This window comes from Neptuniibacter sp. QD72_48, assembly GCF_047778065.1.
In the GTDB taxonomy this organism is placed as follows: domain Bacteria; phylum Pseudomonadota; class Gammaproteobacteria; order Pseudomonadales; family Balneatricaceae; genus Neptuniibacter.
This window is the reverse complement of the sequence record NZ_CP180547.1, coordinates 238,843-254,430: the sequence shown is the minus strand read 5'-3', so window position 1 is coordinate 254,430 and position 15,588 is coordinate 238,843. Positions and strand designations below refer to the sequence as shown.

13 protein-coding genes are annotated in these 15,588 nt (G+C 45.6%); 10 read left to right on the top strand and 3 right to left on the bottom strand.

Annotated elements, in window-relative coordinates; translation table 11 throughout:
- Positions 1-77: 77 nt before the first annotated feature.
- A complete protein-coding gene (locus ACMXYX_RS01055; RefSeq protein ID WP_415897344.1) occupies positions 78-1,796 on the top strand; it encodes an EAL domain-containing protein in 1,719 nt (572 codons plus the stop codon).
- A 4-nt stretch (positions 1,797-1,800) separates the two neighbouring features.
- Here ACMXYX_RS01055 and ACMXYX_RS01050 read toward each other — a convergent pair whose 3' ends face one another.
- The 3 genes from ACMXYX_RS01050 to ACMXYX_RS01040 all read right to left on the bottom strand — a co-directional run bounded on the left by ACMXYX_RS01050 (position 1,801) and on the right by ACMXYX_RS01040 (position 5,369).
- Positions 1,801-3,315 (bottom strand): YifB family Mg chelatase-like AAA ATPase, encoded by a 1,515-nt coding sequence (locus tag ACMXYX_RS01050; protein ID WP_415897343.1) that lies wholly within the window; start codon positions 3,313-3,315, stop codon positions 1,801-1,803.
- Between the two features lie 113 nt (positions 3,316-3,428).
- Complete coding sequence (locus ACMXYX_RS01045; RefSeq protein ID WP_415897342.1) at positions 3,429-5,078, bottom strand: diguanylate cyclase domain-containing protein; 1,650 nt, start codon at positions 5,076-5,078, stop codon at positions 3,429-3,431.
- 36 nt (positions 5,079-5,114) lie between these two features.
- Entirely contained in the window at positions 5,115-5,369 is a 255-nt protein-coding gene (locus tag ACMXYX_RS01040; RefSeq protein WP_415883148.1) for an accessory factor UbiK family protein, read from the bottom strand.
- Positions 5,370-5,652: 283 nt separating this feature from the next.
- Between ACMXYX_RS01040 and ACMXYX_RS01035 the strand changes: the two genes are divergently transcribed.
- The 9 genes from ACMXYX_RS01035 (at position 5,653) to ACMXYX_RS00995 (ending at position 15,568) form a co-directional block, all read left to right on the top strand.
- A complete protein-coding gene (locus ACMXYX_RS01035) occupies positions 5,653-5,991 on the top strand; it encodes a P-II family nitrogen regulator (RefSeq protein WP_415883147.1) in 339 nt (112 codons plus the stop codon).
- Between the two features lie 37 nt (positions 5,992-6,028).
- Positions 6,029-7,285: an ammonium transporter gene (locus ACMXYX_RS01030; RefSeq protein ID WP_415883146.1), complete on the top strand. Its 1,257-nt coding sequence runs from the start codon at positions 6,029-6,031 to the stop codon at positions 7,283-7,285.
- Positions 7,286-7,483: 198 nt separating this feature from the next.
- A complete protein-coding gene (glnK, locus tag ACMXYX_RS01025) occupies positions 7,484-7,822 on the top strand; it encodes a P-II family nitrogen regulator (protein WP_415883145.1) in 339 nt (112 codons plus the stop codon).
- Positions 7,823-7,977: 155 nt separating this feature from the next.
- A complete protein-coding gene (locus ACMXYX_RS01020) occupies positions 7,978-9,072 on the top strand; it encodes an alkene reductase (protein ID WP_415883144.1) in 1,095 nt (364 codons plus the stop codon).
- A complete protein-coding gene (locus ACMXYX_RS01015; protein ID WP_415897341.1) occupies positions 9,073-9,795 on the top strand; it encodes a glutathione S-transferase family protein in 723 nt (240 codons plus the stop codon).
- 305 nt (positions 9,796-10,100) lie between these two features.
- A complete protein-coding gene (locus ACMXYX_RS01010) occupies positions 10,101-12,158 on the top strand; it encodes a putative bifunctional diguanylate cyclase/phosphodiesterase (protein ID WP_415897340.1) in 2,058 nt (685 codons plus the stop codon).
- 106 nt (positions 12,159-12,264) lie between these two features.
- The gene (locus tag ACMXYX_RS01005) at positions 12,265-13,479 is read left to right on the top strand and encodes an aspartate aminotransferase family protein (RefSeq protein WP_415897339.1); all 1,215 of its coding nucleotides are present in this window, start codon (positions 12,265-12,267) and stop codon (positions 13,477-13,479) included.
- 23 nt (positions 13,480-13,502) lie between these two features.
- Complete coding sequence (locus tag ACMXYX_RS01000) at positions 13,503-14,768, top strand: hydrolase (RefSeq protein ID WP_415883140.1); 1,266 nt, start codon at positions 13,503-13,505, stop codon at positions 14,766-14,768.
- Complete coding sequence (locus ACMXYX_RS00995) at positions 14,765-15,568, top strand: DUF1338 domain-containing protein (RefSeq protein WP_415897337.1); 804 nt, start codon at positions 14,765-14,767, stop codon at positions 15,566-15,568. The genes ACMXYX_RS01000 and ACMXYX_RS00995 overlap by 4 nt, the downstream gene beginning before the upstream one ends.
- The last annotated feature ends 20 nt before the right edge of the window (positions 15,569-15,588 follow it).

Sequence of the window (15,588 nt, the reverse complement as noted above, 5' to 3'; positions counted from 1 at the left end):
ACATGAATCTCTATTTAGTGAGATAGCTAGTAACAAGATTTATGTTGTGTAGTAGATCTAAGTTGGGGAAGTAAGTGATGCGCTCAGCGCTGGGACAGTTACTCAGTCGACATAAAAAGGTTTTACTGGTTGATAAGCACCAGCAAAATCGTATGCAAATTCAATCGATACTGGAGCGATTTCCATTGTATCAATTGATGTTTTGTGAAGATCAGGTTGAAGCCTTAGCACGCACACGTCTTTCCGACATTGATTTTATTCTTCTTAGCGAAAACGTCAGCCCTTTACCTTGCAGTACCATCATTGCTGACATTTATAGTTCTGTTCCACATATTCCAATTATTGTCTTAAACCAATACATCAGTGAGGAACAAGGCTTAGCTCTGATTGAAGCTAAAGCCACTGATTTTTTATCAACAAACACCCTAAATGCTGACCTATTACTGCGTACATTGCGCCATGCAGAGCAATCAGCCAAGCAGAACGCAGAGATTCAACAGCTACGCCACTCTGACACTTTAACCACAGCAGGCAACCGTCAGTTTTTTTATCAATCACTGTTACGAAAGTTAAATCATTTAGCTGAGAAGAAACATCACCTTGCGCTTATTACCATCGATCTAGACGATTTCCGTAAATTCAATACTCACTACGGTTTTACAACGGGAGATCAGGTAGTAGCCGAAATGGGTGAACGCATTCAGGGCAGTCTCAATAATGACGAGCTCTTTGCCCGTTTAGGCAGCGATGAATTCGCCATCATTATCGATAGGCCCTCAAATATTGACCTGCAAGCAACAGTTCGCGAATACTTAAACAAGCTAATCAATTCCCTACAACAACCTTATCAACATGATCAAATTGAAACACAGCTCAATTGCAGCATTGGCGTTGCACTAGCACCCGATCATGCCAACGATGTAGACCTACTTAATCAGCGCGCGAGTCGTGCTCGATTAAATGCTAAACAGATTCATGGCTGCAGCTATGCCTGCTATCGCCCAAGTATGGATGTTGATACCAACAATCCAAATGACTTGGAAGCAGAACTAATGCCAGCATTACGTGCTGAACAGTTCCAACTGTTTTTCCAACCAAGGATTGATCTGCGTTCTGGGAAAATATCTGGCGCCGAAGCATTAATACGCTGGCAGCACCCTAATCGCGGTTTAATCATGCCTGCAGATTTCATTCCTCAGTGCGAAAATAATGGAATGATTGTTGCGATCGGCTACTGGATCATATACCAAGCGGGCCAGCACCTCCAGGAACTAAAAGCGGCTGGATTAACCATCGACAAACTCGGTATTAATCTATCTTTCCGTCAATTTAAAGACGACATGCTAGTCGACATGATTAAGCGTATTATCGAGCAGGAACAGATCGATACATCGGTACTTGAATTCGAACTAACAGAGTCAGCTATTTTTAGTGATGAGGAACATGTTCGCGCCTGCCTGAACACTCTGTCCGAGGAGGGACTTACCTTCTCCCTCGACGATTTTGGCACAGGTTATTCGTCATTTTCTTTGCTCCATAAGTTGCCTATTAGTGCATTGAAGATTGATCGTTCTTTTGTCAGTCACGTCCAAGATTCCAATGAAGCCGCGGAGATTGTGCGCTCAATCATCAGTCTTGCACAAAACATGAATATCAAAGTCATTGCCGAAGGAGTTGAAACCCGAGAGCAACTCGATTTTCTAATCCAGCACGATTGTGATGAGATACAGGGCTATTATTACAGCCCCCCCATCAGCTTTAGCGACTTCAAACAGATGTTGTTACAGCGTCTGTAATTCATCAATTCAAACTACTCCTAGCCGCCACCCTATAGCTTAATGCTTCCATTAGATGCGCCCTTTGCACCACTTCAGAACTGGCTAAGTCTGCAATCGTTCGCGCCACCCTTAATACACGATGATAAGCTCTTGCGGATAACTGCAGTTTCTCTAACGCTTTCGCTAACATTTCCTTATCTTTCTGTTCTATCTGGCAAAGCGTCTCTAGCTGCGGTCCCGTTAACGCTTGATTAGGTACACTCTGACGGCTGAGTTGAACTTGGCGGCACCGCACTACCCTCTCGCGAACAGACTCACTTGATTCTTGTGTTTTTGGAACTTCAATCATCTCTTGTTGTGACAGCGCCTGAACACTCAACTGCAGATCAATACGGTCTAACAACGGTCCAGAAACCTTGCCTTGATAACGTCTTATCTGATCAGGGCTGCAACGACAGCGATCTGTACCATCAGCGTAATAGCCACAAGGACAAGGGTTCATGGCTGTCACTAATTGAAATTGTGCTGGGAACGTCGATTGCCGGGCAGCTCGAGAAATTAAGATCTCACCTGATTCCAGCGGCTCACGCAGCACCTCCAACACTTTGCGACTAAATTCAGGCAATTCATCCAAGAAAAGAATACCTTGATGGGCTAAAGAAATTTCACCAGGTTTAGGATTTCCGCCACCTCCCACAAGTGCTACAGACGAAGCCGTATGATGTGGTGCGCGGAAAGGTCGCTTTCTGGGTAAACGTGTTTCACTACTACTTTGAGTAATAGAATAAACCGCAGCCACCTCGAGCGCTTCCTGTTCGGTCATCTGCGGTAACAACCCCGGCAAACGGTTAGCCAACATACTTTTACCACTGCCTGGAGGCCCCACCAGCAAAATATTATGACCACCCGCGGCAGCCACCTCTAAAGCGCGTTTTGCTTGCGCCTGCCCTTTAACATCGCCCAGATCAGGCCCAAAAGCATCAGTGGACAAAGGCTGAACTTGTGCCTGCGCAACTGAAATCAACTCAGAACCTTGTAGATGAGCACAAACTTGAAGCAAATGACCTGCCGGCAATACCGATAAGCCCGAGGCCATCAGCGCTTCAGCCTGGTTCATATCAGGTAACAACAAATGGCGCTGCTCGGAGCGGCACGCTAGGGCAACCGGTAAAACGCCAGTCACGGGCCGCAACTCGCCCGAAAGGGCCAATTCGCCAATCAATTCGACATCAGCTAATGATTTGGCTGGCAATTGATTGGTAGCCGCCAAGATACCTACAGCAATGGCTAAATCGTACCGCCCACCCTCTTTCGGTAGATCAGCGGGAGCTAAATTGACCGTGATACGCCGTTGAGGGAATTCAAAACCTGAATTAATCAGAGCACTACGCACCCGTTCGCGGCTTTCTTTCACCGCAGCTTCAGGCAACCCAACTATGGAAAAACTAGGAAGGCCACCAGATAAATGGACCTCGACCGTAACCGCAGGTGCATCTATCCCTACCTGCGCGCGCGTATACGCTATCGCTAAAGACATAAGCTTCCATCCTTGGAAGAGTTAATTAAGATGCCAGAACCAATTTCATCGCTCTAGCGTAATGTTTTTCATAGCTACAGAACATTCTCCACATCCTGTAGTTTTTTAATTATTTAATGATGTTCTACGGCCAAATGATCCAAGATCTGCTGCAAAGACAACGGCGTACCGAAGTAACGCCCTTGCATCAGCATACAACCCTGCCCCATCAATTGACCGCGAGCACCCGCAGTAGCAACGCCATCGGCCAACACTTCAATCTCCAACTGACCAGCCATATCTAAGACGGTATCAACGATCTTTTGACGACCTTCATCATTGCCCATCGCCATGATCAGATCAGCATCCAATTTAATCAAATCTGGCTGAATCTCTTGCAGCTGTTCTAAAACAGGACTTCCACAAGCAAAGCCGCTAACGGACAGTAATGCTTCACTGGTTAACAGATCAAACAGTTGACCTTCGTATTCAAGCGCAGTTTTGATATCAACATCAACCATATAACGGCCTTGCTGTTGATAATGATTCAATTGAGATACCCAGCGCTGTACCGTCTCTTTGCTTTGCAATTGCTGGCTTTCGATACGGAAAGAGACAAAACGCAGTTTAGGAAAACGCTCCCACACTACATCTAAACCACGCAGCTCTTGATCGAGCCACTGTTCATAATGCTGCAAGGATTCGGGACTCTGTAGCAGACCAGAAAAGTCGGCTAATGGAATCTGTCCTAACTCAGGATGAATCCAGCTAGGCCGCGCATGTACTGCGACCACTTGATGGCTGTAGATGCTATAAACCGGCAAGTAAGTCATCTGAATAGCACCGCTAACGATCGCTTGGGTCAAATCTTCTTCTCGTAAGATTTGCGGCCCTTTACTGCGTTCCATTAACTCGCTGTAAACTCGGAATGTATTGCGTCCACCCTGCTTCGCTGCGTACATCGCAACATCTGCTTTTTTCACCAAATCTTTCGGGCGCTCAGCATGCTCTGGGTAGACAGAGATCCCCACACTACCACTGATAAAGATCTCGCGATGCTCAACAAAAATACCGTGAGCCAACTGATCAACCACACGCTGCGCGACTTTGAGTGCCGACTCAACACCATCAGCCAGCGGAATCATCATGACAAACTCATCACTACTTAGGCGCGCCAAGGCATCATCACCGCGTACCACCCCTCCTAAGCGGCGTGCCACTTCTTGGAGCAAATTATCTCCAACACTGCGGCCTAGGTTATCGTTGATCCATTTAAAACGATCCAGATCCACCAGCATCACAGCTAACTGCTCGCCTTGCGCTTTACTCTGCTCTATGCGTTTCGCCAAGATATCTTGGAACATATCCCAGTTAGGTAGATGAGTCAGTTCATCGAACTGAGCTGATTGCACGATGGCATTCATCTCTTTCTTAAGGTGACCAATATTGAAGAACTGCGCCATATAACCTGTGACTAAGCCCTGATCGTTCTCCAAACGCATGATATTGAACCATGCAGGATACACAGTGCCATCTTTATGCCTATTCCATAGCTCGCCTTGCCAGCTACCATCACTGCTGACGGTAAGCCACAAATCCTCATAAAATGGATCATTTAATTCCCGTGCCCCAAGAAAGCGCGGATTTTCGCCCTTCACTTCATCTAAGCTGTAACCGGTAATTTCGGTAAATGCCGGATTAGCCTGCACTATATTGTTGGCTTGATCCGTCACGAGGACTGCTTGAGGCGAACGAAGGAATAACTGCTGTTCAAAATGATCCATATTTAACCTACGTAGCTAGCAAAATTAAGAGGATGGTTACTTACCCTGCAATGCTTCTTCTAATGCCTGAACTTGCTTCTCTAGAGTTTCCACTTTCTCTCGGGTGCGCAGCAATACCGTTTTCTGAGCATCAAACTCTTCACGACTAACGATATCCAGGCGATCAAACGTCCCCTGTAATACCGCTTTGACCTGCTGCTGTAACTCATCTTGGCCCGGTAGCTTATTTTCACCGGACAACAATTGCGAAAACTGTTCACTTAGGCCTTCTATTAGTTGTGGATTGATCATCCCACTCACCTCTAACAAAAAATACTGCCTGTCACTATAACAACAAACCAACACCATTCAAGGCCGCACCACAATGGTGCAAACACATATTGCAGTGCACCTAATCCAGCCCCATAAAAAGGCACTAATATTTCCCACAAAACCAAAAACAATCATAACCATATGAAATAAAAGAAAAATAAAAAAATGGCACAGCCTTCGCTATAACCTACGCAAACAGAATTTATGTTTGCTTAGCGATAAACGCATCTGCACAGAATTATTACCTACGGGGGATAGCAATATGAAAATGGTCTCTGCTGTCATCAAACCATTCAAATTGGATGATGTACGAGAAGCCCTTTCTGAAATTGGGGTACAAGGTATCACTGTGACTGAAGTAAAAGGCTTTGGTCGCCAGAAAGGACATACAGAACTCTACCGCGGCGCTGAATATGTGGTCGATTTCCTACCAAAAGTACGCCTAGACGCAGCCGTATCTGAAGAAATTGTCGATCAAGTTGTAGAAGCGATTAGCAACGCTGCACAAACCGGCAAGATTGGCGACGGCAAGATCTTTGTAACACCAATAGAACAAGTTGTGCGTATTCGTACCGGTGAGACCGGTACGGAAGCCCTTTAATTTTTGACTTTTTGATTGCTTCTGGAGGAATAAACCAATGGAAGAACTACTAAATTCAACAGCGGGTGATGTTACCCAGCTTAAATACGCACTAGATACTTTCTACTTCCTAGTATGCGGTGCTTTAGTCATGTGGATGGCAGCAGGCTTTGCCATGCTGGAAGCGGGTTTGGTTCGTGCTAAAAACACAACTGAGATCCTAACCAAGAACATCGCACTGTATGCGATCTCTTGTACTATGTATTTGGTTTGCGGTTACGCAATCATGTACGGCGGTGACTACATGCTTTCTGGCATCACGGGTGACGGTTTCACCGGTGCTGAAGAGCCAGCAACTTACGCACCATCAGCAGACTTCTTCTTCCAAGTAGTATTCGTTGCTACAGCAATGTCTATCGTATCTGGTGCCGTTGCTGAGCGTATGAAGCTTTGGGCTTTCCTAGCATTCGCTGTAGTAATGACCGGTGTTATCTACCCAATGGAAGGTTCTTGGACTTGGGGCGGTAACGACGTATTCGGTTTCTACAACCTAGGCGACCTTGGTTTCTCAGACTTTGCAGGTTCCGGTATCGTACACATGGCAGGTGCTGCTGCAGCCCTAGCAGGTGTTCTAGTACTAGGTGCTCGTAAAGGCAAATACGCTAAAAACGGTGCTGTAAACGCTATCCCAGGTGCAAACTTACCTCTAGCTACACTAGGTACGTTCATTCTATGGATGGGTTGGTTCGGCTTCAACGGTGGTTCCGTACTAGCATCTTCTGATGTAGAGAACTCTAACGCAGTTGCTGTTGTATTCATGAATACTAACGCTGCAGCAGCAGGTGGTGTAATCGCTGCACTGATCGTAGCTCGTCTACTGTTCGGCAAAGCCGACCTAACAATGGCGCTTAACGGTGCACTAGCGGGTCTAGTTGCTATCACTGCTGAACCATCTACTCCAACTGCACTACAAGCAACTCTATTTGGTGCTCTAGGTGGTACATTGGTTGTATTCAGCATCCTAACGCTAGATAAACTAAAAATTGATGATCCAGTAGGTGCGATCTCTGTTCACGGTGTTGTAGGTCTTCTAGGTCTTCTACTAGTACCAGTAACAAACGGCGATTCATCTTTCTCTGGTCAGATCATCGGTGCAGTAACTATCTTCGCTTGGGTATTCGCTACAAGCCTAGTGGTATGGTTAGCACTTAAAGCAATCATGGGTGTACGCGTATCGGAAGAAGAAGAGTACGAAGGCGTGGATATCTCTGAGTGTGGTATGGAAGCTTACCCAGAGTTTACATCTGGCAAGTGAGATTGATCTAAAACATTAAAAGGGCGCTAAGCGCCCTTTTTGCGTCACTAGTATATCGCTAAGAGCTTGATCCAATTCGTTGTTCATATACCATCTTGCGATTATCTAGGTATACTAAGACGCATAATTCACTATAGTTACATTTGCTGCTTGGTCGTAAGGCCATAGAATGAGCAAGCCCAACTGAGGAATAGCATTATGAAACTGGTCACTGCGGTGATTAAACCGTTTAAACTGGATGATGTCCGTGAAGCGCTTTCTGAAATTGGTATCCAAGGTGTTACCGTTACTGAAGTAAAAGGTTTCGGTCGTCAGAAGGGCCACACTGAATTGTACCGCGGTGCAGAGTATGTGGTTGATTTCCTTCCAAAAGTGAAAATTGAAATTGCTGTAGACAGCGACATGGTTGATCAAGTTATTGAAGCGATCAGCAAAACAGCTAATACAGGTAAAATCGGCGACGGTAAGATCTTTATCTCTCCTCTAGAGCAGGTCATCCGTATCCGTACAGGCGAAAGCGGTCCTGACGCGCTCTAAGCGAAAAGATATTCCAAAAAAGCGGCTATTAAGCCGCTTTTTTTATGCCTGTTCTATTCAATTTAATATTTCTTCACTCGAAATTGAACTTTCGTTCAAATTCAAGCTCTTTACCTAAGTCATCAACATATTGATCAACTAAGAAAGAGCCAATTATGCTTACACAACCTATCTTGTTCAGCCCTATTTCACTAGGCAGTATCGAACTATCCAATCGAATTTTGATGGCACCTCTTACCCGTGCCCGCGCAGACAAACACCATATTCCTGGCCCATTAATGGTTCAGCACTACGCCGATCGCGCTACTGCAGGTTTAATTATTACCGAAGCAACCATGGTGATGGAAAACTGCAGCGCCTTTATCAATGAACCCGGCATCTACTCAGAAGCGCAAATCGCTGGCTGGAAAAAAGTCACCGATGCCGTACATCAGAGAGGCGGTAAGATTGTTGTGCAACTATGGCATGGCGGACGTGCCTGCCACCCGGATTTAAATAACGGTGTTCAACCCATCGCTCCAAGTCCAATCGCAATCGAAGATGAAGTCCATACACCTGATGGCCTTAAACCCTACACAACACCACGCGCACTGCAGATAGACGAGATTTCCGAAATTATCGCAGGCTTCAAACAGGCAGCAATCAACGCCAAGGAGGCTGGATTCGATGGTGTAGAACTCCATGCAGCCAACGGTTATCTGCTCGATTCGTTCTTACGCGATGGCAGTAACCAACGTGAAGATCAATACGGCGGTAGCTTAGAGAATCGATCTCGACTGATCTTCGAAGTATTAGACGCTATTTGTGAAGTATGGGGTAACGACAAAGTAGGTATCCGAACCTCGCCTTTAAATGGCTATAACAGTATGGAAGACAGCGACCCCATTGGCACGACCTTCTGGCTCGCAGAAAAGCTAAATCATTACAAACTCGCTTACTGGCATCTGATGCGCAGTGACTTTCTGGGCGAGCAACAAGGTGATGTTAACTCAATCGCCCGAGAACATTATCAAGGCAACCTTATTGGCAATATGGGCTACAGCTATGAGGAGGCTGACTCAACGGTATTAGATAAACAGCTAGACGCTGTAGCCTTTGGCGTACCTTTTATCGCCAACCCAGATCTAGTCGCTCGTTTCCAAACAAAATCCGAGCTAAATGAGCCTAATCCCGATACCTTTTATACACCTGGCCCTGAAGGCTATAACGACTATCCATTCTTAGACCAGACAGACTTAGTGAGCGCATAAATGAGCAATCCTAAAGATTACCCAAGCGTTGATCAGTACCCCATATCTAAACGCTGGCCAGCGAAGCACCCTGAAATTCTGCAACTCTATTCGCTCGGTACACCGAATGGCGTGAAGATATCCATTGCTCTTGAAGAGCTACAAATTCCTTATGAAGCGCATCGTGTGACGCTGGCAGCAAGCGATGTCAAAAGTGAGGAATATTTATCTCTCAACCCGAACAATAAAATCCCAGCAATCATTGACCCGCACGGCCCAGAAGGCACACCTATTGGCCTCTTTGAAAGTGGCGCCATTCTGGTCTACCTAGCCGAAAAGACCGGTAAACTGATGGGTAACAACACCACTGAAAAAGCCAAAGTACTGCAATGGCTGATGTTTCAGGTGGGTGGCGTCGGACCCATGATTGGACAATTGGGTTACTTTCACGCCTTTGCCGGTAGTGAAATTGAAGATCCACGACCGAAACAGCGCTATATCAACGAAGCAAAACGCCTACTAAATGTGATCGAAACCCAATTAGAAGGACAAGAATGGATTGCTGGTGACTTCTCTATTGCGGATATCGCCCTTGTGCCTTGGCTGGATACGATAGAGCGTGTTTACCGTGCTGGGGATGAAACTAAAATAGCAGAATTCAAACAAGTTACATCTTACATCAATAGATTCAATCAGCGACCATCCGTACAAAAAGGGTGGTCAAACCCTGCAAAAGCCGCTTAATCTATCACTCAGGGTAAGAAGAAATTTTCCGCTTACCCTGAAATAATCAATCTATTAAAAAGGCACAAACATAAACCATAACCCAATGTAATATTAGTATTTTTTATACCTTAGGCTAAAACATTAACAAAAAATTCATTTTACCTGCTCCTCTAAATTGACCCACATCAAACCAGTCACAACTTTATTAAACATCTAAACCATTCAAACAACTTTTACCGCAGAATAGGTAGATCAAGGTAGAAAATTCAAACAAACCCATGCAAAAAACAAAATTAAACCCAACAAGCAACAGTACAATTCCAATGGATTGGTTTAATCAATCATCCATTGGCGTGCTTGTGTTGGATGACCTATTTCACTGTTTACATTGCAACCCCTACGCCGAAACCTTGATCTGGAATAGAGCTGGAGAATCTCTTAACCATAAACTTCCTGACGATTTTAAACGGGCTATTCGCCCTCACATCATGGGCCTATTTGCACAGAACAGAGATTCTTACGACACCCACATAGTCCTATCTTCACAAGAAGATAGCGTACAGCTGCGTATAGAATTCACTGTTATTCAAAAAGCTGACTGCCGAAAAGTATTTATCACTCTACGCAACTCGAGTCAGAGTGCGCGTCAAGCAAGAGAGCTTAAGGTATTCCGTAATGCCGTAGAAAATACCGGTAGTGCGGTTGTAATCACAAACGCACAAGGTGAGATCGAATACTCCAATAGCCGCTTCAGTGAAATCACAGGTTGGGACGGCCATGAAATACTAGGTAAGCGGCCAAACTTTTTACGCTCCGAGCAAACCACAAACGACACATACAAACAGCTGTGGGGTACTGTACTTAACCATCAGCAGTGGCGAGGTACCTTACTCAATAAACGCAAAAATGGTTCAACTTACTGGTCCCTACAAAATATTTCCCCTATTCATGATGAACTGGGAAATATCATTAATTTTGTTTCTGTCAGTGAAGATATATCTCAAATCAAAGAGCACGATGCTCAGCTAGAGAAAATGGCTTATTTCGACCCTTTGACCGAGCTGGGCAATCGTCGAAATTTCCGTCGAACTCTGGATAAATATCTACAAAACCCAGCCAGTGACAAACTGCATGCTTTACTGTTACTCGATCTAGATCACTTTAAGCAGATTAACGACACGATGGGGCACGAAGCAGGTGATGTACTCCTGACCACCATAGCAAGCCGCTTAAAATTCTGCACTCGCCACCAAACCTCGGTATTCCGCCTTGGTGGCGATGAATTTACAGTTATTTTCCAAGACTGCGAAGACCGTGAGCAGATAATTAGTCGCGTCCGCGATGTACTGTCATTACTCTCTCAACCCATGCAAATCGGCCCTCACGAATTGAGTGTAACCGTCAGTATCGGCATTACTTTAATCGGTCACGATAGTGTCGATGCAAGTGACCTGCTAAGAAACGCAGACTTAGCTATGTATTATGCAAAAAGGCAGGGTAGGAACACTTATGCTTTCTTTGCTGACCAGATGAACGAAGAGGCGCAACGCATACTCACAATCGAGCATGATCTAAGAAACGCCTTAATTGGCAAACAGCTATCTTTAGCCTATCAGCCACAGATATGTGCATTAGATGGTCGCATTACAGCAGTGGAAGCACTTCTTCGCTGGCAGCACCCTGTCAATGGCAATGTACCGCCTGATGAATTCATTCCCCACGCAGAAGAAACCGGTTTAATCATCCCAATCGGCCGCTGGGTGTTAGAAGAAGCTTGTCGAGCGGCTAAATCAATACAGGATCAAGGCTTGCCCCCGATTAAGGTCTGCGTAAATTTATCTGTCCGCCAATTTGATGATCCCTCTTTGATTACTCAGATATCTGAAGCTTTGGCCAAAGCCTCACTTGCTCCAGAATGGCTAGAACTTGAAATCACAGAAAGCATGCTTATGCGGGATATGCCAACGGCTATCAGTACCCTGAAGCGCATAAAAAGCATGGGCATAAGCCTAGCTATAGATGATTTTGGCACAGGTTATTCATCTTTAAGCTATTTAACTAAAATGCCTGTCGATCTGTTAAAGATTGATCGCTCTTTTTTACAACAAATTCCCGAAGACCAAGACAATATGACGATAACTTCGACCATTATCGCCATGACCAAGCAACTGGGTTTGGATGTGATAGCAGAAGGTGTAGAGAACAGATCTCAGATGGATTTCTTGCAACAACAAAACTGCAATACCATGCAGGGGTTTCTAGTCAGTCATCCGTTAAGTTTTGATGACTTCAACAAGAAATATCGTGAATCTCAGTACTTCTGTGACGCATGTAACACCATGGATGAGTGCAATCACAGCGACTCGACTAACAATCATTAAGACCGCATAAACCTATCTTTATTCCCTTTAAGCCATTGCCGCTAAAAAGCTTTTTTGCTGTTAAGGTCTAAACTTAGACTTATCTATGCAGTAGAGGAGACAAACTATGTCCTCCAATGTTGATAGGGAAACGTTCAATCAAATAATGGTGCCTAACTACGCACCACAACAGATGATTCCAATAAAAGGACTAGGTTCTAGAGTATGGGATCAGCAAGATAATGAGTTCATCGACTTTGCAGGTGGCATTGCAGTAAATGCTTTAGGGCACTGCCATCCCGAACTCACTGCTGCACTTCATCAACAAGCCGATCAGTTGTGGCACCTCAGTAATGTCTGGACCAATGAACCTGCACTAAAATTAGCCCAAGCGCTTTGTGATAAGACCTTTGCCGAAAAAGTCTACTTTGCCAATTCAGGAGCTGAGGCAAACGAAGCCGCTTTTAAACTCGCTAGAAAATACGCCTATGATAATTTTGGCGCAGAGAAGCACGAAATCATCAGTTGCAATAACAGCTTTCACGGACGCACCCTATTTACCGTGTCAGTAGGTGGGCAACCTAAGTATCGTGAAGGTTTTGAGCCAGTACCTGCGGGTATTTCTCATGTGCCTTTTAATGATATCGCTGCGTTAGAGCAGCAGATCAGTGATAAAACCTGTGCGGTAGTCATCGAGCCCATTCAGGGCGAAGGTGGGATTACACCCGCCACGGCTGAGTATTTACAGGCAGCCAAAAGCCTATGCTCTGAACACAATGCCCTACTCATTTTTGATGAGATACAAACCGGTGTCGGCCGTACCGGTAAGTTATACGCCTATCAACACAGCCAAGTTAAGCCCGATATTTTAACTACCGCTAAAGCTTTAGGCGGCGGTTTTCCAATCGCCGCGATGTTGAGTACCGAGAAGATCGCTAAATCCTTTAACGTCGGTAGCCATGGCAGTACTTATGGGGGTAACCCTCTAGGATGCGCCGTAGCACTTAAACTGTTACAGATTGTCGATACGCCTGAGGTGCTCGAAGGTGTATTCCATAAACATCACCTGATCACCCAACAGATAGCTCAATTCAATCAAAAAACTGAGTTATTTAAGGATATTCGCGGCCAAGGCCTGTTAATCGGCTGTGAACTGAGTGATCAATATAAAGGCAAAGCGAGACTGTTTTTAGAGCTGGCACAACAAACAGGACTAATGGTACTGGTAGCAGGCTTAAATGTCATTCGCCTGACACCCTCGCTGATTATTCCCGAAGCCGATATTAAAGAGGGATTAGCTCGCTTCAATCGCACAATGCAGTTATTCAAGCAACAGGCCTAAGCTGAGAGTGCTAGAGGTTAATTATGCAGTTATCTGTCGAACCACTAGACCAGTTAGAACGTGATCTCCTCGATAAGATCAGCGCTCAACAGCACCTAAGAGAACAGCAACTGATTGAGTTAGTTGAGATTAATAGCGGCTCACTGAATCCCGAAGGGATCAACCAAGTTGGCCTTAAATACCAAGAGCTTTTCGCCCCACTGTGCAGTAAAAGCGAAAGGATTGAACTGCCGGAGTGGGAGCGAATCGATTACACAGGCAAAGCAGAATACCAAGCGCTCGGCTCCCTTTGGAAGTTCAGCCACAACCCAGACGCACCGATCCAGATCCTATTTTGCGGTCATACCGATACAGTCTTTCCTGTGGATAGTCCTTTCCAACATGCGATTCGCTTAGACCACATACGACTGAACGCACCCGGTGCCGCAGATATGAAAGGCGGTATTCTGGTCATACTATCAGCGCTAGAAGCCTTAGTTCAGCATCCACTTGCTCATCAGATCGGTTGGAGTGTCATTTTAAATCCAGATGAAGAGATCGGTTCACCCGGCTCAGCCGACTATTTGGCCAACGCGGCGAAACAACATGACATTGGATTAATCTACGAACCGGCTTTACCTGATGGCAATCTTGCAGGGGAGCGAAAAGGCAGCGGCAACTTCACTTTGGTTGTCCATGGTCGTTCAGCTCATGCAGGTAGGGCCCCCGAAACGGGTAGGAATGCGATTAATAAAGCCGCTGAACTGATCCTGCAGCTAGCATCATTAAACAATCAAAAACCGGGCTTAACCCTCAATACCGGTATTATCAAAGCGGGCGAAACCACTAATAAAGTACCCGATCTAGCGGTGTGTAAATTTAATGTTCGTATTCAGAAAACAGAAGATGCCGAATGGTGCCTTGAACGCATCAATGCATTTATACAGCAGCATAATCAACAAGAAGGCTTCCATATAGAGCTCCATGGGCATTTTGGACGCTACCCAAAACAACTCGACCAACCCCATCTCGCACTCTACCAACTGGTACAACAATGCTCAGAGCAGTTAGGCACTGCTTTAACCTGGAGTGCAACTGGAGGCTGCTGTGACGGGAATAACTTATCGACAGCAGGTCTACCCAATATAGATACTTTGGGTGTGACCGGTAATTTTATCCACAGCCCTCACGAATTTATCAATTTACCTAGCCTTAGTTCACGCGCGCAGCTCAGCGCACTGCTACTCTTTCACATAGCTCGTGAAGGATTGCCCTTTAAGCGCCTGCGCCCTCAGGGGAGGCCACAATGACCAATGAAGAGCTAACCCAAATGCTAGATGAGATGTGGCAGGACTATTTAGAGCTGAATCCACAAGCTCGCCATATCCACCAGCTATTCAGCGACCTTAACTATCAAGTACTCAATGACCATATTGCGTTACGTACTTTTGATCTGGAAGAGGTCAATATAGATAAGATGGCCACACCGTTTCTGTATAGCGGCTATCGAGCAGCAGGTGAATATCATTTTCCAAACAAGCATCTCTACGCTAAGCACTTTCAACATGATGACCCTGCCCTGCCGAAGATATTTATCAGCCAACTGATGACCGAATCGCTCAGTACTGACAACCAACTGCTTGTGCATAACTTAGTGGCTGAACTCGATCCTATGCAGCAACCCCCAGATACATTGTGCTATTGCGGTCGTCCGTGGGAGGTCAGTTATGAGGAGTACAAAGCATTACTGGCACAAAGTGAGTATGCCGCTTGGCTGGTGGCTTTTGGTTTCAGACCTAACCACTTCACCATTTTCGTCAACGCACTTACGTCGCACACCAGCATCGAAGAAGTTAATCAGTTTTTAAAAAGCCATTCCATCGAACTCAATAGTGCAGGCGGTGAAGTGAAAGGCAGCCCCGAAGAGAGACTCGAACAGTCCTCAACCTTAGCCAGCAAAGTCGCGGTTGAATTTAGTGATGGCAGTGTAGAAATACCGGGCTGCTACTACGAATTTGCCCGTCGCTACCCCTTGGAAGATGGCTCTCTCTACCAAGGCTTTGTCGCGGCATCTGCCGACAAAATCTTCGAAAGTACCGATAGCCGTTAGGAACTTTAGGGAACAGGAGG